At 41.8% G+C, this 17,580-nt stretch carries 15 protein-coding genes; 12 read left to right on the forward strand and 3 right to left on the reverse strand.

Annotated elements, in window-relative coordinates; all coding sequences use genetic code 11:
• The first annotated feature begins 199 nt into the window (after nucleotides 1-199).
• From M9H69_RS01955 to dnaJ, 12 genes are all read left to right on the forward strand, one after another.
• Nucleotides 200-4,924 (forward strand): endo-beta-N-acetylglucosaminidase, encoded by a 4,725-nt coding sequence (locus M9H69_RS01955; RefSeq protein ID WP_250315774.1) that lies wholly within the window; start codon nucleotides 200-202, stop codon nucleotides 4,922-4,924.
• A 248-nt stretch (nucleotides 4,925-5,172) separates the two neighbouring features.
• On the forward strand, nucleotides 5,173-6,372 hold the full coding sequence (locus M9H69_RS01960) for a phosphoglycerate kinase (protein WP_001096770.1): 1,200 nt from the start codon (nucleotides 5,173-5,175) through the stop codon (nucleotides 6,370-6,372).
• Between the two features lie 135 nt (nucleotides 6,373-6,507).
• Nucleotides 6,508-7,035, forward strand: a complete 528-nt coding sequence (locus M9H69_RS01965; RefSeq protein WP_007519247.1) for an FUSC family protein — start codon at nucleotides 6,508-6,510, stop codon at nucleotides 7,033-7,035.
• 76 nt (nucleotides 7,036-7,111) lie between these two features.
• Nucleotides 7,112-7,468: a transcriptional repressor GlnR gene (gene glnR / locus M9H69_RS01970; RefSeq protein ID WP_007519249.1), complete on the forward strand. Its 357-nt coding sequence runs from the start codon at nucleotides 7,112-7,114 to the stop codon at nucleotides 7,466-7,468.
• Between the two features lie 36 nt (nucleotides 7,469-7,504).
• A complete protein-coding gene (gene glnA, locus M9H69_RS01975; RefSeq protein WP_001122897.1) occupies nucleotides 7,505-8,851 on the forward strand; it encodes a type I glutamate--ammonia ligase in 1,347 nt (448 codons plus the stop codon).
• Nucleotides 8,852-8,963: 112 nt separating this feature from the next.
• Nucleotides 8,964-9,284, forward strand: coding sequence for a PadR family transcriptional regulator (locus tag M9H69_RS01980; RefSeq protein WP_250315775.1), 321 nt, complete (start codon nucleotides 8,964-8,966; stop codon nucleotides 9,282-9,284).
• Nucleotides 9,284-9,859, forward strand: a complete 576-nt coding sequence (locus M9H69_RS01985; protein WP_250315776.1) for a DUF2812 domain-containing protein — start codon at nucleotides 9,284-9,286, stop codon at nucleotides 9,857-9,859. Before M9H69_RS01980 ends, M9H69_RS01985 begins: the two co-directional genes overlap by 1 nt.
• Nucleotides 9,860-9,893: 34 nt before the next feature.
• The gene (locus M9H69_RS01990; RefSeq protein ID WP_250315777.1) at nucleotides 9,894-10,406 is read left to right on the forward strand and encodes a DUF2812 domain-containing protein; all 513 of its coding nucleotides are present in this window, start codon (nucleotides 9,894-9,896) and stop codon (nucleotides 10,404-10,406) included.
• A gap of 160 nt (nucleotides 10,407-10,566) precedes the next feature.
• Nucleotides 10,567-11,601 carry a heat-inducible transcriptional repressor HrcA gene (hrcA, locus tag M9H69_RS01995; RefSeq protein ID WP_195217384.1) on the forward strand — a complete coding sequence of 345 codons (1,035 nt, stop codon included), beginning with the start codon at nucleotides 10,567-10,569 and terminating at the stop codon, nucleotides 11,599-11,601.
• 26 nt (nucleotides 11,602-11,627) lie between these two features.
• Nucleotides 11,628-12,143 (forward strand): nucleotide exchange factor GrpE, encoded by a 516-nt coding sequence (gene grpE, locus M9H69_RS02000; RefSeq protein WP_250315778.1) that lies wholly within the window; start codon nucleotides 11,628-11,630, stop codon nucleotides 12,141-12,143.
• Nucleotides 12,144-12,632: 489 nt separating this feature from the next.
• Nucleotides 12,633-14,456, forward strand: a complete 1,824-nt coding sequence (gene dnaK, locus M9H69_RS02005; protein WP_009730619.1) for a molecular chaperone DnaK — start codon at nucleotides 12,633-12,635, stop codon at nucleotides 14,454-14,456.
• Between the two features lie 455 nt (nucleotides 14,457-14,911).
• Nucleotides 14,912-16,048, forward strand: a complete 1,137-nt coding sequence (gene dnaJ / locus M9H69_RS02010; RefSeq protein ID WP_001066316.1) for a molecular chaperone DnaJ — start codon at nucleotides 14,912-14,914, stop codon at nucleotides 16,046-16,048.
• Between the two features lie 77 nt (nucleotides 16,049-16,125).
• Here dnaJ and M9H69_RS02015 read toward each other — a convergent pair whose 3' ends face one another.
• The 3 genes from M9H69_RS02015 to M9H69_RS02025 all read right to left on the reverse strand — a co-directional run bounded on the left by M9H69_RS02015 (nucleotide 16,126) and on the right by M9H69_RS02025 (nucleotide 17,547).
• Complete coding sequence (locus M9H69_RS02015) at nucleotides 16,126-16,785, reverse strand: hypothetical protein (RefSeq protein WP_250315779.1); 660 nt, start codon at nucleotides 16,783-16,785, stop codon at nucleotides 16,126-16,128.
• A 63-nt stretch (nucleotides 16,786-16,848) separates the two neighbouring features.
• Nucleotides 16,849-17,127 carry a hypothetical protein gene (locus M9H69_RS02020; RefSeq protein ID WP_000777742.1) on the reverse strand — a complete coding sequence of 93 codons (279 nt, stop codon included), beginning with the start codon at nucleotides 17,125-17,127 and terminating at the stop codon, nucleotides 16,849-16,851.
• A 9-nt stretch (nucleotides 17,128-17,136) separates the two neighbouring features.
• Nucleotides 17,137-17,547: an HIT family protein gene (locus M9H69_RS02025; protein WP_001278323.1), complete on the reverse strand. Its 411-nt coding sequence runs from the start codon at nucleotides 17,545-17,547 to the stop codon at nucleotides 17,137-17,139.
• Between the last annotated feature and the right edge of the window lie 33 nt (nucleotides 17,548-17,580).

Genomic DNA, 17,580 nt, shown 5'->3' on the forward strand with positions numbered 1-17,580 from the left:
TTTAAGATAGATGATTTATAGGATTGTGTCCAAATTTTACTGATTATTATCCTAGTTATAGTTTTTATGTTAAATAGATTGACATCGCTTTTATATAGGATAAAATGAAGATGATCCTGTTCGGGTGGTGAGCACTGAGAACAGTTACTTTTTATCAAAAAAGTAAAGCGCTTACTTTTTATTATATTAGGAGGAAAAGATGAAAGATCTATTTTTTGAAAAACGTTGCCGTTACAGTATTCGAAAACTGTCAATCGGAGCTTGTTCCTTGATGATTGGTTCAGCTCTATTTGCGAGCCCAGCTCTTGCGGAACAGGTCTCTGCCCCTGAAACAGCTACTAATACGAGCACTCAAGCGACAAGTGCCAGTGAAACAACTAATCCAGACACCGCAGCTATCGAAAAGCAATTAGAGGAAACAGAGAACAAAGTAGCTGAGCAACCTATTTCAGAAAACACTCCAGCAATAACGGATCTAGTTAATGAAAAAGAAGAAGCGAAGCCTACTCCGACGGATAAAGCTGACAAACCTGCTCAACCAACTGAAAAAGAAGAAGTCAAATCAGAGGAAGCTCCTCAAGTTGCTGAGAAGAAAGCCGACAAACCGACTCTAGCAGACGTTCCTAAAAATGAAGAAAAGAGTCTCCGACCAAAAGAAATCAAATTTGATACATGGGAAGATTTGTTGAAATGGGAACCGGGTGCGCGTCAGGATGATCCCATTAACCGTTCCTCAGTTGAACTCGCCAAGCGCCACAGAGGGCAGTTGGTCAATGAAAAAGCAAGCAGAAGAGCCAAGGTCCAGGCGCTGGCAAATACCAACTCAAAGGCCAAAGACCACGCTTCTGTTGGTGGAGAAGAATTCAAGGCCTACGCTTTTGACTACTGGCAATACTTGGATTCAATGGTCTTCTGGGAAGGCTTAGTTCCAACTCCAGATGTCATTGATGCAGGCCACCGCAACGGAGTTCCCGTTTATGGAACACTCTTTTTCAACTGGTCAAACAGCATTGCCGACCAAGAGAAATTTGCCGCTGCTTTGAAACAAGATGCAGATGGCACCTTCCCTATCGCACGAAAACTCGTCGATCTTGCTAAGTACTACGGATTTGATGGCTATTTCATTAACCAGGAAACAACGGGCGATTTGGTAGCACCTCTTGGTGAAAAAATGCGCCAATTCATGCTCTATACAAAAGAATACGCAGCTAAGGTCAACCACCCAATCAAGTATGCTTGGTACGATGCCATGACCTACAAATACGGCCGTTACCACGAAGATGGCTTGGGAGACTACAACTACCAATTCATGCAAAAGGAAGGTGACAAGGTCCCTGCAGATCAATTCTTTGCTAACTTCAACTGGAACAAGGAAAAGAATGACCACTCCGTAGAGATGGCCAAATGGCTAGAACGTAGCCAGTATGATGTCTTTGCAGGCCTGGAATTGCAACAAGGTGGTTCATATAAGACTAAGGTTAACTGGGATGCCCTCTTAGATGAAAAAGGCAAGTTGCGCTTGTCGTTAGGACTTTTTGCACCAGATACGATTACCAGTCTAGGAAAAACAGGCGAAGACTACCACAAGAACGAAGACATCTTCTTTACAGGTTACCAAGGAGATCCAACGGCTCAAAAACCAGCAGATAAAGAGTGGTATGGAATTGCCAATTTAGTTGCTGATCGCACACCAGCAGTGGGCCGGACCTTCACGACCTCTTTTAATACAGGTCATGGTAGAAAATGGTTTGTAGACGGTAAAGTTTCTAAGGATTCTGAGTGGAACTACCGTTCGGTTTCTGGTGTCTTGCCAACATGGCGCTGGTGGCAGACTTCAACAGGGGAAAAACTTCGTGCAGAATATGACTTTACAGATGCCTATAATGGAGGAAACTCCCTTAAATTCTCAGGCGATGTAGCTGGTAAGACGGACCAGGATGTGAATTTGTATTCTACCAAACTAGAAGTAACAGAGAAAACCAAACTTCGTGTTGCCCACAAGGGAGGAAAAGGCTCTAAAGTTTATATGGCTTTCTCTACAACACCAGACTACAAATTTGAGGATGCAGCTGCATGGAAAGAACTGACTCTCTCTGATGACTGGAAGAATGAAGAATTTGACCTCAGCTCACTAGCAGGTAAAACCATCTATGCAGTCAAACTCTTCTTCGAGCATGAAGGAGCTGTAAAAGATTATCAGTTCAACCTAGGTCAATTAACCATTTCAGACAATCACCAAGCGCCACAAGCCCCGACAGGTCTCTCTGTAGTGAAGCAATCTCTTAAGAATGCCCAAGAAGCTGAAGCAGTGGTTCAATTTTCGGGTAACCAAGATGCGGATTTCTATGAAGTCTACGAAAAAGACGGTGATAACTGGCGTTTGTTGACAGGATCATCTGCTTCAACCATCTACTTGCCAAAAGTTAGCCGTTCTGCTAATGCGACTGGTAGGACTCAAGAATTGAAGGTCGTTGCAGTTGGTAAAAATGGGCTCCGTTCTGAGGCTGCAACTGCGTCATTCAACTGGGGGATGACAGTTCAGGATACGACTCTTCCAAGACCTTTAGCTGAAAATATTGTTCCAGGGGCAACGGTTATTGGTAGCACTTTCCCGAATACTGAAGGCGGGGAAGGCATCGAAGGTATGTTGAACGGCACCATTACTAGCTTGTCAGATAAATGGTCTTCAGCTCAGTTGAGCGGTAGTGTGGATATTCGCTTGACCAAGCCACGTACTGTTGTTAGATGGGTCATGGATCATGCGGGAGCTGGTGGAGAATCCGTAAACGACGGTTTGATGAACACCAAGGATTTTGACCTTTATTATAAAGATGCGGATGGTGAATGGAAGTTAGCTAAGGAGGTCCGTGGCAACAAAGCGCACGTTACAGATATCACTCTTGACAAACCAATCACTGCCCAAGACTGGCGCCTAAAAGTTATCACTTCAGATAATGGGACACCTTGGAAGGCCATTCGTATCTACAACTGGAAGATGTACGAAACCTTGGACACAGAAAGTCAAAATATTCCAATGGCTAAGGTAGCTGCCCGTTCACTTGGAAACCACCAAGTTCAACTAGGCTTCTCTGATGTTCCAGCGGGTGCAACCATCACCGTTTACGACAAGGCTGATTCACAAACACCGATTGCAACCTTGAAGACTGAAACTGGTGGCGACTTGGCAACTGCACCATTGGGCTTTAACAAGCAACCAACTCTCCTCTACTATCGTACCCAACTACCTGGCAAAGAAATCAGTAACACCTTGGCAGTAGCAATTCCGCAGGATGAGAGAAAAATTGCTGCAGTTAGCCTTGAAAAAGGACCTAAGAAGATAGTTTACAAAGAGGGAGAAAAACTTGACCTTAGAGGTGGGACCCTCCGTGTTCAATATGAAGGGGAGCAAGCCGATGAGCTGATTAACCTTACTCACTCAGGTGTGACAGTATCTGGCTACGACGCTCATCAAAAAGGGGAACAGAAGCTTACAGTCAGCTACCTTGGACTTTCGGTTACTGGTGACTTAAAAGTACAAGTGACTGGTCAAGATGAAGGAAAACCAAAGGAAGTAGCAGGTCTGTACATTACTCAGAAACCGAAAACGGACTATCTAGTAGGTGATCAACTGGATCTTGCAGAAGGGCGCTTCGGAGTTCTCTATGATGATGAGACAGAAGAAAGTCATGCCTTCACGGACCAAGGTGTTGAAATTACGGGCTACGATGCTCAAAAGACTGGTCGTCAGACCTTGACCCTTCATTACAAGGGACACACAGCTGAGTTCGATGTCTTGGTTTCTCCAAAAGCAGCTGTCAACGACGAGTACCTCAAACAAGAAATTACTGCTGCCCAAGGCCGTCAGTCAACCCTTGCCTACACCTTCTCAAGCGAGGACAAACAAGCAGCGCTAGTAGAGAAGCTCAATGCAGCCAAAGCTGTAGCAGAAAACCATAATGCTAGCCAAGAAGAAGTCAATCGGGCTTTGAATGAGTTGAAACAAGCAGGGACAGCCTTGGATGGAAATCAACGTTATCAGACTGCTAGAGAAGAGTTGGAAGGCTTGCTCGAATCCCTTCGTGAAAAAGATTCTCAAGCTGAGTTGATTGCCCAAGCAGAAACTTTGTTGGCTTCAGAGATGCCAACTCCACAAGCTTTTGCGGAAATGAAAGAAAAGTTGAATAAGAAACTAGCTCCTGCAGAAGAAAGCCACCATGTTGGAAGTGTGGATCCAAATGAAGTGGCTCCAACGGTTGAGGCCCTTCCTGAACTAGTTATTGAAACTGAAACAACAGCCTTTGAACGTCAGGAGCGACCAAACTCCGAACTTCTCAAAGGACAACGCCGTGTTGTGCAAGCTGGAGTTGAAGGTCAAGTCCGTCGCTTTGTAGAAGTAGATAGCCAAGGCAAACGCACTCTTCGTTCGACTGAGGTAGTCAAGGAAGCAATCCCAGAAATCACCGAAGTTGGAACAAAAGTTCTATCAAGCAACCAACCAGCTGAAGGTGTGAAAGATTTAGTTCTAGAAACTCCGAAACTGGAAGTTGAAGAGGGAACAGTTTCCTTCGAACGTCAAGAGCGACCAAATGCAAGCCTTCTGAAAGGTCAACGTCAGCTAGTTCAAGCAGGTGTGGAAGGCCAAGTTCGTCGCTTTGTAGAAGTTGATGCTCAGGGCAAACGCACCCTTCATTCTATTGAGGTTCTCAAGGAAGCTCTTCCAGAAATTGTTGAAGTAGGAACGAAAGAGGATCAAGTCTCACAAACAACAGACCAAGCGTCTTTAGCAGCATCGGCAAAAGTTGAAAAGGCAACAAATCAACTTCCAAATACTGGTGTAGAAACAGATGCTAGTCTAGTAGCGCTGGGACTTCTCGGAGTAATGAGTGGCTACGGCTTGCTTGCTAGAAAGAAAAAAGAAGACTAATCGATTTAGAATTCTTGGAATTTCTCATAACAACTAAAAAACAAGGTTTGACTGCAAGTCGGTCAGGCCTTGTTTTGATTATTTTATCTCGCATTGATTAGTTATTTGATAAGGTTTTTCTTGATTTGATTTAAAAAAATCCTAATTTCAGTTGCAAGAAAGAACAAGAAAAGTTTAGGGTTTTGCTATCTCTTTTGTTGATTTTGTGATATAATTAACACGTATAAAAAAAGAAGGAGTCATATCAAATGGCAAAATTAACTGTTAAAGACGTTGACTTGAAAGGGAAAAAAGTTCTCGTTCGTGTTGACTTCAACGTACCTGTTAAAGATGGCGTGATTACCAATGACAACCGTATCACTGCAGCTCTTCCAACTATCAAGTATATCCTTGAACAAGGTGGACGTGCAATCCTCTTCTCTCACCTTGGACGTGTAAAAGAAGAAGCGGACAAAGAAGGTAAATCACTTGCTCCTGTAGCTGCTGACTTGGCTGCTAAATTGGGACAAGAAGTTAAATTTATCCCAGGTGTTACACGTGGTGCTGAATTGGAAGCCGCTGTTAACGCTCTTGAAGATGGACAAGTTCTCTTGGTTGAAAACACTCGTTTCGAAGATGTTGATGGCAAGAAAGAATCTAAAAATGATCCTGAACTTGGTAAATACTGGGCATCACTTGGAGATGGTATCTTCGTAAACGATGCATTCGGTACAGCTCACCGTGCACACGCATCTAACGTTGGTATCTCAGCAAACGTTGAAAAAGCAGTTGCTGGATTCCTTCTTGAAAACGAGATTGCCTACATCCAAGAAGCAGTTGAAGCTCCAGAACGTCCATTCGTTGCTATCCTTGGTGGTTCAAAAGTTTCAGACAAGATCGGTGTTATCGAAAACTTGCTTGAAAAAGCTGATAAAGTCCTTATCGGTGGTGGGATGACTTACACATTCTACAAAGCTCAAGGTATCGAAATTGGTAACTCACTTGTAGAAGAAGACAAATTGGATGTTGCGAAAGCTCTTCTTGAAAAAGCAAACGGCAAATTGATCTTGCCAGTTGACTCAAAAGAAGCAAACGCATTTGCTGACTACACTGAAGTGAAAGACACTGAAGGTGAAGCAGTAGATCCAGGATTCCTTGGTTTGGATATCGGTCCTAAATCTATCGCTAAATTTGACGAAGCTTTGACTGGTGCTAAAACAGTTGTATGGAATGGACCAATGGGTGTATTTGAAAACCCTGACTTCCAAGCTGGTACAATCGGTGTCATGGACGCTATCGTGAAACAACCAGGTGTGAAATCAATCATCGGTGGTGGTGACTCAGCTGCTGCAGCGATCAACCTTGGTCGCGCAGACAAGTTCTCATGGATCTCTACTGGTGGTGGAGCATCAATGGAACTCCTTGAAGGTAAAGTATTACCAGGATTGGCTGCACTCACAGAAAAATAAGATTTTATAAATGAATCAAAGAAAAGAGGAACTCTGTTTCCTCTTTTTTATAGCCTAAATTAAAAACGCTTCCTATTGATTTTTACTCATAAAATCAACTGATTTATGTTAAAATGGTAGTAGAAAGTTGAGATTATGAGTTATTTTAAAAAATATAAATTTGATAAGTCACAGTTCAAACTTGGTATGCGGACTTTTAAAACGGGAATTGCCGTTTTTCTAGTTCTTTTGATTTTTGGCTTTTTTGGCTGGAAAGGTCTTCAAATCGGTGCTTTGACAGCGGTTTTTAGTCTGAGGGAGAGTTTTGATAAGAGTGTCCATTTTGGGACTTCACGTATTCTAGGAAATAGTATCGGTGGTTTCTACGCCCTTATCTTTTTTCTCTTAAATACCTTATTTCACGGAGCATTTTGGGTGACCTTGGTGGTTGTTCCAATCTGCACTATGTTAACCATTATGACAAATGTAGCCATGAATAATAAATCAGGGGTTATTGGTGGTGTAGCAGCTATGTTAATCATTACCCTATCAATACCGAGCGGTGAAACAATTTTGTACGTGTTTGCGCGTGTATCGGAAACTTTCATGGGAGTTTTTGTCGCAATTCTCGTAAATTATGATATTGATCGTATTCATCTCTTTTTAGAGAAAAAAGAAAAATAATGTTACATTTTATAACATTATCGATTGACGTTTGTTTTTTTTTAGACTATAATAGACAGAAGGAAGGGAATCGTAAATGAAGGAAAGAGAATTTCGCCGAAATATGGCTGTTTTTCCTATCGGCAGTGTTATGAAATTGACCGATCTCTCGGCGCGTCAGATTCGTTATTATGAAGATCAAGAGTTGATTAAACCTGATCGAAACGAAGGGAACCGTCGCATGTATTCGTTGAATGATATGGATCGTCTGCTTGAAATCAAAGATTATATCTCTGAAGGTCATAATATTGCTGCGATTAAGAAAAAATATGCTGAACGTGAGGCGAAGTCCAAGAAAGTGGTGAGTCAGACGGAGGTGCGTCGCGCACTTCACAATGAACTCCTCCAGCAGGGCCGCTTTGCTTCAGCACATTCACCTTTTGGTCGCGGTTAGGCAATCGCAAGTAGTCATATATTAAGGAGAAAAACCATGCCAATCACAGCTGCAGATATTCGTCGTGAAGTCAAGGAAAAAAATGTTACCTTTATTCGTCTCATGTTCTCAGATATTTTGGGAACGATGAAAAACGTCGAAATTCCTGCTACAGATGAACAGTTAGATAAAGTCTTGTCAAACAAGGCTATGTTTGATGGATCTTCTATTGAAGGTTTTGTACGTATCAATGAGTCAGATATGTACTTGTACCCAGACTTGGATACATGGACAGTCTTCCCTTGGGGAGATGAAAACGGAAGTGTTGCAGGTTTGATCTGTGATGTCTATACAACAGAAGGTAAACCATTTGCAGGTGACCCTCGTGGCAATTTGAAACGTGCTCTTCGTCACATGGAAGAAGTAGGATTCAAATCCTTCAACCTTGGTCCAGAACCAGAATTCTTCCTATTTAAGCTCGATGAAAATGGGGATCCGACTCTTGAGGTAAATGATAAGGGTGGCTACTTTGATTTGGCCCCTACTGACCTTGCAGACAATACACGTCGTGAGATTGTGAATGTCTTGACCAAAATGGGATTTGAAGTAGAGGCAAGTCACCACGAAGTCGCGGTTGGACAACATGAAATTGACTTCAAGTATGATGAAGTCCTCCGTGCCTGTGATAAGATTCAAATCTTTAAACTCGTTGTAAAAACCATTGCTCGCAAACACGGTCTTTACGCAACCTTTATGGCGAAACCAAAATTTGGTATTGCTGGATCAGGTATGCACTGTAATATGTCCTTGTTTGATGCAGAAGGAAACAATGCCTTCTTTGACCCAAATGATCCAAAAGGAATGCAGTTATCTGAAACGGCCTATCATTTCCTTGGTGGTTTGATCAAGCATGCTTACAACTATACTGCTATCATGAACCCAACAGTTAACTCATACAAACGTTTGGTTCCAGGTTATGAAGCGCCTGTTTACATTGCTTGGGCTGGTCGTAACCGTTCGCCACTTGTGCGCGTACCAGCTTCACGTGGTATGGGAACTCGTCTTGAGCTGCGTTCGGTGGACCCAATGGCAAACCCATACATCGCTATGGCTGTTCTTTTGGAAGTTGGTTTGCATGGTATTGAAAACAAAATCGAAGCACCAGCTCCTATCGAAGAAAATATCTACATCATGACAGCAGAAGAGCGTAAGGAAGCTGGAATTACCGATCTTCCATCAACTCTTCATAACGCCTTGAAAGCTTTAACAGAAGATGAAGTGGTCAAGGCAGCCCTAGGTGAACACATTTACACTAGCTTCCTTGAAGCCAAGCGTATTGAGTGGGCTAGCTACGCAACCTTCGTTTCACAATGGGAAGTTGATAATTATTTAGATCTTTACTAATATAGAAGAAAGATTGCCTGAGGGTGATCTTTTTTTTGCATTTTATATCGAACTGTGATATATTTTATATAACGAAGTGCGATATATCGAATTAAATAGGAAGTGTGGTTAAATGGAATTAACAGATAAGATCAGGCGTGTTTATCTTCCGATGACGGAAACGGGTTTTTATATCTTGTTTTGTCTACAGAAGGAGAACCATGGATATGGTATCACACAAAAGGTCAAGGAGATGACAGATTCGCGAGTTTCGATTAGTCCAGGGACCATGTATGGGACCTTGTCAAAGATGGAAAAGGATGGCTTGATTTTCTTTGTCCGAGAAGAGGAAAAACGGAAAATTTATCAGATAACAGATTTGGGACGAAAAGTTTTGGAGATAGAATTGAAACGTATTGAACGACTTTACAGAAATAGTCGGGAGGAAGGATGATGGAAAAGAAAATTGTTTACCGAATTTTTACCATTGCGGATTATGATAGGGAGGCTCTATACTTTAGAGAAATGCATGCTAAAGGCTGGAAACTTAGAAAAGTAAGCTATTCTATCTTGTTGTTTGCGGTTAAGTATACCTTTGAAAAGTGTCAGCCTGAACAAGTGCCTTATCAGTTGGATTTTTACCCAATGAAAACATCAGAGAAAACCTCTTATTTGCAACTGTTTAAAGACTGTGGCTGGGAGCATATTACAGACTTTAATGGTTTTTCTTACTTTAGAAAAGCACATTCTGAGATTGAATCGGATGCAGAGTTTGAAATTTATAATGATGCGGCAGGGAAGTTGGATATGGTTCATCGGATTTTAAGACTGCGGTTGCTTCCTGTCTTGTTTTTCTTGTCAATGTTGATTCCGTTGTTCTTAAAGTTACTCAGTGAAAGAGACGTTTTTAGCGGGCTAGTGTTTTTGCTTACTATCATAGATTGTGTTTTATTGTTTGCTCTGGTGGTTCAGATTTCTTATATTTTTTGGAGATTGTTTCAAAAGTGGAAAGAATTATCTGATAAATGAAGCAATACCTGTTTTCTAATCTGGAGGTAAGACAATGAATAGTGAAGTACAATTTCGGATTTTTACAATAGTTGATTTGGACAAGGAGGAAGAATATTTACATGAGATGCACTTGAAAGGTTGGAGATATAGAACTAATCGTTTTGGTTTTTTCTATTTTGAACAATGCCAACCAGATGATGTCATCTATCATATCTATGATTCTAGATTTCTTAAAAAGTATAAGCATGAACTACAAGATTTTAGAAATAGCAGTTGGGAATTAATAGAAAGAGGTTTTTGTTCAATTCTTCGTAAACCAGCTTCTGATATACTTTCAGAGGATCAAGTTTATATGAGTAAGAGTCTCGGATGGAAAGTTATGCAATCTAGACTTCGTTCCTGTACAGCCGCATTCTTAGGTGGTTTTGTTGTTTGTATGAGTTTGTATCGAGAAAACTTGTCTCAGTCTTTCTTTATTATTTTCTTGTTATACGCTTGCTTAATTTCTTATCTAATCCATGGTTTTTTCAGACTTAAAAGGAAATACCAAGTAGATGAAAAATAAGTTTCTAGGTCTTCAGACTGATTTTTAGCACTCTTAACAAAAGAGTGCTAATTTTTTGAGTTTTTGTCTTGACATTCTCTTCTAAGGGTGTATAATAGAATCATGAATTAGCACTTTGGCGCATAGAGTGCTAATCAATCGGACAGAGAGGAGTGATGAGATGGTTACAGAGCGTCAGCAGGATATTTTAAATCTGATTATTGACATCTTTACCAAAACGCACGAACCTGTCGGATCCAAAGCCTTGCAAGAGTCTATTAACTCTAGTAGTGCTACCATTCGTAATGACATGGCGGCTTTAGAGAAGCAGGGTTTGCTTGAGAAAGCTCATACTTCAAGCGGTCGGATGCCAAGTGTTGCTGGTTTTCAGTACTATGTGAAACACTCACTGGATTTTGACCGACTGGCTGAAAATGAGGTTTATGAGATTGTCAAAGCCTTTGATCAGGAATTCTTCAAGCTAGAGGATATTCTGCAAGAGGCTGCTAATCTACTAACAGACTTGAGTGCCTGTACGGTAGTGGCACTGGATGTTGAGCCGAGCAGGCAACGGTTGACAGCTTTTGATATCGTTGTTCTAGGGCAACATACAGCCTTGGCAGTATTCACCCTAGACGAGTCGCGAACGGTTACCAGTCAATTTCTGATTCCAAGGAACTTCTTGCAGGAAGATTTGCTGAAACTGAAGAGCATCATTCAGGAACGTTTCTTGGAACACACTGTTCTAGATATTCACTACAAGATTCGGACGGAAATTCCGCAGATTATCCAGCGTTACTTTACAACAACGGACAATGTCATGGATCTCTTTGAACATATTTTTAAAGAAATGTTCAACGAAAACATTGTAGTGTCGGGCAAAGTCAATCTCTTGAATTTTGCCAATCTAGCAGCCTATCAGTTCTTTGACCAACCGCAAAAGGTGGCTCTGGAGATTCGTGAAGGTTTGCATGAAGATCAGATGCAAAATGTCCGTGTTGCAGACAGTCAAGAGTCCTGTCTAGCTGATTTAGCAGTGATTAGTAGTAAATTCCTCATCCCTTATCGTGGTTTTGGAATTCTAGCGATTATCGGTCCGGTCAATCTGGATTACCAGCGATTGGTCAACCAAGTCAATGTGGTCAATCGTGTTTTGACCATGAAATTGACAGATTTTTATCGCTACCTCAGCAGTAATCATTACGAAGTAAATTAATTTTGAAATCATTAAAGGAGGCGAAAATGGCCCAAGATAAAAAAAACGAAGAAATAAAAGAAGAGGAAGTTGTGGAAACAACTGAAGAAACAACTCCTGAGAAGTCTGAGTTGGACTTGGCAAATGAACGTGCGGATGAGTTCGAAAACAAATACCTTCGTGCTCATGCGGAAATGCAAAATATCCAGCGCCGTGCCAATGAAGAACGTCAAAACTTGCAACGTTACCGTAGCCAGGACCTAGCAAAAGCAATCTTACCATCGCTCGACAACTTAGAACGTGCACTAGCAGTTGAAGGTTTGACAGATGATGTGAAAAAAGGATTGGAGATGGTGCAAGAGAGCTTGATTCACGCTTTGAAAGAAGAAGGAATCGAAGAAATCGCAGCTGACGGCGAATTTGACCATAACTATCACATGGCCATCCAAACTCTCCCAGCAGACGATGAACATCCAGCAGATACCATCGCCCAAGTCTTTCAAAAAGGCTACAAACTCCATGACCGTATCCTAAGACCAGCAATGGTGGTGGTTTATAACTAGGATACAAAGCCCGTAAAAAGCTCACAGTAAAAATAGGAGATTGACGAAGTGTTCGATGAACACAAGGAAATCTATCTTTTTTACACAGAGCTTAGAGCGTGTTCAACTATGTGGTAAGTCAGAAATCTGTGATTTCGTTGACGCACCCCCGCAAGGGTGATTAGGTTGGTCACAAGCATTTGCGAAGTGAACTGCCAATCAGCTACTGCGTATAATTTCGACTCCTCATGTCGCAATTTACATAATAGAAAACTTGTCCGAAATGACAATAAACTATGAAAGAAAGATAAAAAAGTAGTTCAGCTTTGCAATAGTGAGCGAAGCGAACCAAAGGCGATACTCTTCGCCGTGGCGTTATTTACGCAAACTTTAAGACCTTAGGCTCAAAGTTTAGTCAAAGAGATTGACGAAGTCAAGCTCTGACAGCGCCGCCATCTAAGAAGAGTATCAAAAAGAAAAATAGAATATAAAATTTAAGGAGAAAAACACATGTCTAAAATTATCGGTATTGACTTAGGTACAACAAACTCAGCAGTAGCAGTTCTTGAAGGAACTGAAAGCAAAATCATCGCAAATCCAGAAGGAAACCGCACAACTCCATCTGTAGTTTCATTCAAAAACGGTGAAATCATCGTTGGTGACGCTGCAAAACGTCAAGCAGTCACAAACCCAGATACAGTTATCTCTATCAAATCTAAGATGGGAACTTCTGAAAAAGTTTCTGCTAACGGAAAAGAATACACTCCACAAGAAATCTCAGCTATGATCCTTCAATACTTGAAAGGTTACGCTGAAGATTACCTTGGTGAAAAAGTAACTAAAGCTGTTATCACAGTACCTGCTTACTTCAATGATGCACAACGTCAAGCTACAAAAGACGCTGGTAAAATCGCTGGTCTTGAAGTAGAACGTATTGTCAACGAACCAACTGCAGCAGCTCTTGCTTATGGTTTGGACAAGACTGACAAAGAAGAAAAAATCTTGGTATTTGACCTTGGTGGTGGTACATTCGACGTATCTATCCTTGAATTGGGTGACGGTGTCTTCGATGTATTGGCGACTGCAGGGGACAACAAACTCGGTGGTGACGACTTTGACCAAAAAATCATCAATCACATGATTGCAGAATTCAAGAAAGAAAATGGTATTGACTTGTCTACTGACAAGATGGCTCTTCAACGTTTGAAAGATGCGGCTGAAAAAGCTAAGAAAGACCTTTCTGGTGTAACTTCAACTCAAATCAGCTTGCCATTCATCACTGCTGGTGAATCTGGACCTCTTCACTTAGAAATGACCTTGACTCGTGCGAAATTTGACGATTTGACTCGTGATCTTGTTGAACGTACAAAAGTTCCAGTTCGTCAAGCCCTTTCAGATGCAGGTTTGAGCTTGTCAGAAATCGATGAAGTCATCCTTGTTGGTGGTTCAACTCGTATCCCAGCCGTTGTAGAAGCTGTTAAGGCTGAAACTGGTAAAGAACCAAACAAATCAGTAAACCCTGACGAAGTTGTTGCCATGGGTGCTGCCATCCAAGGTGGTGTGATCACTGGTGATGTTAAAGACGTTGTCCTTCTTGACGTAACGCCATTATCACTCGGTATCGAAACAATGGGTGGAGTATTTACAAAACTTATCGATCGCAACACTACTATTCCAACATCTAAGTCACAAGTCTTCTCAACAGCAGCAGACAACCAACCAGCCGTTGATATCCACGTTCTTCAAGGTGAACGTCCAATGGCAGCAGATAACAAGACTCTTGGACGTTTCCAATTGACTGATATCCCAGCTGCACCTCGTGGTATCCCACAAATCGAAGTAACATTTGATATCGATAAGAACGGTATCGTGTCTGTTAAGGCTAAAGATCTTGGAACTCAAAAAGAACAAACAATTGTTATCCAATCTAACTCAGGTTTGACAGACGAAGAAATCGACCGCATGATGAAAGATGCAGAAGCAAACGCTGAAGCAGATAAGAAACGTAAGGAAGAAGTAGATCTTCGTAACGAAGTAGACCAAGCTATCTTTGCGACTGAAAAGACCATCAAGGAAACTGAAGGCAAAGGCTTCGATGCAGAACGTGATGCTGCCCAAGCTGCCCTTGATGACCTTAAAAAAGCTCAAGAAGACAACAACTTGGATGAAATGAAAGCAAAACTTGAAGCGTTGAACGAAAAAGCTCAAGGCCTTGCTGTTAAACTCTACGAACAAGCCGCAGCTGCTCAACAAGCTCAAGCAGGAGCAGAAGGCGCGCAAGCAACAGGAAACGCAGGCGATGATGTCGTAGACGGAGAGTTTACTGAAAAATAAGATGCAAAGCCCGTTAAAACCTCACAGTGAAAATAGGAATCTTTTAGTTTCTAGGAAGATTTGCACCTAAAGGTAGCCATATCTGTAGTTCGCTAAAACGAAAACAGCTACGTCTCTTTTTCACCAAGAGGTTAGGGAGTGCTCGATTTAGCATTACTAGTTTGATTTTTAAAACTCGAACGTCGTAATGATAAGAAGAAATCCAGAGGTTGCAACCCAGCCTCTGTTTTTCGGTAAAAAGGGACTGAACCTGATTTGTTTGGGAATATAAAAGAAAGGAATTGAACCCGACTTAAATCGTGGTCTCGTTCCGCAATATTAACAGAAAGGAATAAGGGTGTTCGTAATTGAACTCGAGCGGAAAGCTTGGAAATTAGATAAACCTCCTAAGAAATCAGGATTTCTTGTCGGTTTCCTAAATTTCAGTCGCTTTCTGTTCGCTCTTAGTATCTTGTATGAACAATACTGAATTTTATGATCGTCTGGGGGTGTCAAAAAACGCTTCGGCAGACGAGATCAAAAAGGCTTATCGTAAGCTTTCCAAAAAATACCACCCAGATATCAACAAGGAGCCTGGTGCTGAGGAAAAATACAAGGAAGTTCAAGAAGCCTATGAGACTTTGAGTGACGACCAAAAACGTGCAGCCTACGACCAATATGGTGCTGCAGGTGCCAACGGTGGCTTTGGTGGTGCCGGTGGTTTTGGTGGCTTTGACGGAGCAGGTGGCTTCGGTGGTTTTGAGGATATTTTCTCAAGTTTCTTCGGTGGAGGCGGAGCTTCGCGCAATCCAAACGCTCCTCGTCAAGGGGATGACCTCCAGTACCGTGTGAACTTGACCTTTGAAGAAGCTATCTTCGGAACAGAAAAGGAAGTTAAATACAATCGTGAAGCTAGCTGTCGTACATGTAATGGATCTGGTGCTAAGCCAGGGACAAGTCCAGTCACTTGTGGACGCTGTCATGGCGCTGGTGTTATTAACGTCGATACGCAGACTCCTCTTGGTATGATGCGCCGCCAAGTAACCTGTGATGTCTGTCATGGTCGCGGAAAAGAAATCAAAGATCCATGTACAACTTGTCACGGAACAGGTCATGAAAAACAAGCTCATAGCGTACATGTGAAGATCCCTGCGGGTGTGGAAACAGGCCAACAAATCCGCCTAGCGGGTCAAGGTGAAGCAGGATTTAACGGTGGACCTTATGGTGACTTGTATGTGGTGGTTTCAGTAGAAGCTAGTGATAAGTTTGAACGTGAAGGAACCACTATCTTCTACAATCTGAACCTCAACTTTGTCCAAGCAGCTCTTGGTGATACTGTGGAAATTCCAACCGTGCATGGTGATGTTGAATTGGTCATTCCAGAAGGAACTCAGACTGGCAAGAAATTCCGTCTACGTGGTAAGGGAGCACCGAGCCTTCGTGGCGGTGCCGTTGGTGACCAATACGTGACTGTCAATGTCGTGACTCCGACAGGTTTGAACGACCGCCAAAAAGCTGCGCTTAAAGAATTCGCAGCTGCAGGTGACTTGAAAGTCAATCCAAAGAAAAAAGGCTTCTTTGACCACATAAAAGATGCCTTTGAAGGAGAATAAAGTAAAAAGAGCCGACTGGCTCTTTTTGTGTTATCTTTGAACATTTAGCGTCGAAAAATCATTTTCCAGTTAGTCTACTATTTATACTTTTGAGTGAGCAAGCTAGCCTCATCCATCTCTTGGATGAGTTGCTTGATTTCCACTTCCTTGCCAGGCTTAATGGTAATAGTATCAATGTGTTTGATTACCGAGTTATCTTGAATATCTACCAAGGTCAAGGCTTTTTCATAGAATGCGATTCCCTTTTTGAGACTTGCCTGATCCTTCCAAGCTAGAATTGTGTAAGAAGAATTTGATTTCTTTCCTTTTTCTTGGAAATACTTCTCGCCCTCCTCCTCTAAAAATTGTATTAAACCGTGATTGAACAAGTTGTCTCCTACTTTATAGTAGGAAATATCTCCTATCTGGAGGACATAGACTTTAAGTCGGTTTTTGGAGAGTTTTGGACTTTCCTTTAGAACGGGGTGGCTATTGACAACTTCTTCTGAAAAAGTAACATAAAAATTTAAGCCCCCTCCCTCGTATTGATAGTGTCCATCTGATTCTACTTTCTCAGGAGGCATGTCAAGAGAGATAAATATTTGTTTTAAGGATTCATTCCCTTTTTGGATGTCACTCGGTGAGGCCTTGAAAAGATTCATCAGTAGTAGAAATGCTAGAGCCGTCAGAAGGCAGAGACAGCCACAAGGGATCGCGATGACCTTCGCTAGAACTTTTAAAAACTGTTTCACTTTCATTCCCTCCCTTTTCTGTTCGAATCTAGTAACCCAAAAAGGATTTAAGGAAACTTGGAGGCTCTCTTATTCTTGTTTTTCTTCTTGGAGGACCGCCATTCTAGTTTGGAAATCCTTTTCCAAGACTTTGAATTTATAGGTTAAATCTTTTTGGTATTCCTTGATAAGGGATTTTTGTTGGTCGATGATTTGTAGGCTGTTTTGGATGATATCCAAATCATCCTTGATAGCTTCGACGCGGTCAGTTGTATCTAGCACTTCATCCTGAATGGCTTGGCGATTTTTCACGACAAAATAACTTCCAGCTGCAGCTCCTGCGAATAGCAGTAGATTTGATAGTTTCATGGCATCTCCTTAAGCGTTTTTAATGGTTTCAGCGACTTGGGCAAGTTTGTCAAAGTCAGGTTCGTGAGCGATAAAGTCAATCTTGAGGTCATCTTCTGTACCGTAGCGAGGAACGAGGTGAACGTGGGTATGAAAGACCGTTTGACCAGCGATTTCCTCGCAGTTGGCAATGATATTCATGCCGGCAGCCTTGGTAGCCTTCATGACTTTTTGAGCCACTGTTGGCACTTGGGCAAAGAGTTGGCTGGCACTCGTAGCATCCATCTCCAAAAGATTGCGGTAGTGCTCTTTTGGCACTACTAAGGTATGTCCAGGTGTTACTTGAGAGATATCAAGGAAGGCAAGAACCTGCTCATCCTCGTATACTTTTGAAGCAGGAATCTCCCCTGCGATAATCTTACAAAAAATGCAATCTGACATAAAATCCACCTCTACTGTATTGAATTTTGATAT

It is taken from the genome of Streptococcus oralis (genome assembly GCF_023611505.1).
Taxonomy (GTDB): Bacteria; Bacillota; Bacilli; order Lactobacillales; family Streptococcaceae; genus Streptococcus; species Streptococcus oralis_CT.

Coding starts and splice junctions, on each gene's coding strand:
- M9H69_RS01955 (WP_250315774.1), top strand. CDS start 200: ATGAAAGATCTATTTTTTGAAAAACGTTGCCGTTACAGTATTCGAAAA.
- M9H69_RS01960 (WP_001096770.1), top strand. CDS start 5,173: ATGGCAAAATTAACTGTTAAAGACGTTGACTTGAAAGGGAAAAAAGTT.
- M9H69_RS01965 (WP_007519247.1), top strand. CDS start 6,508: ATGAGTTATTTTAAAAAATATAAATTTGATAAGTCACAGTTCAAACTT.
- glnR (WP_007519249.1), top strand. CDS start 7,112: ATGAAGGAAAGAGAATTTCGCCGAAATATGGCTGTTTTTCCTATCGGC.
- glnA (WP_001122897.1), top strand. CDS start 7,505: ATGCCAATCACAGCTGCAGATATTCGTCGTGAAGTCAAGGAAAAAAAT.
- M9H69_RS01980 (WP_250315775.1), top strand. CDS start 8,964: ATGGAATTAACAGATAAGATCAGGCGTGTTTATCTTCCGATGACGGAA.
- M9H69_RS01985 (WP_250315776.1), top strand. CDS start 9,284: ATGGAAAAGAAAATTGTTTACCGAATTTTTACCATTGCGGATTATGAT.
- M9H69_RS01990 (WP_250315777.1), top strand. CDS start 9,894: ATGAATAGTGAAGTACAATTTCGGATTTTTACAATAGTTGATTTGGAC.
- hrcA (WP_195217384.1), top strand. CDS start 10,567: ATGGTTACAGAGCGTCAGCAGGATATTTTAAATCTGATTATTGACATC.
- grpE (WP_250315778.1), top strand. CDS start 11,628: ATGGCCCAAGATAAAAAAAACGAAGAAATAAAAGAAGAGGAAGTTGTG.
- dnaK (WP_009730619.1), top strand. CDS start 12,633: ATGTCTAAAATTATCGGTATTGACTTAGGTACAACAAACTCAGCAGTA.
- dnaJ (WP_001066316.1), top strand. CDS start 14,912: ATGAACAATACTGAATTTTATGATCGTCTGGGGGTGTCAAAAAACGCT.
- M9H69_RS02015 (WP_250315779.1), bottom strand. CDS start 16,785: ATGAAAGTGAAACAGTTTTTAAAAGTTCTAGCGAAGGTCATCGCGATC.
- M9H69_RS02020 (WP_000777742.1), bottom strand. CDS start 17,127: ATGAAACTATCAAATCTACTGCTATTCGCAGGAGCTGCAGCTGGAAGT.
- M9H69_RS02025 (WP_001278323.1), bottom strand. CDS start 17,547: ATGTCAGATTGCATTTTTTGTAAGATTATCGCAGGGGAGATTCCTGCT.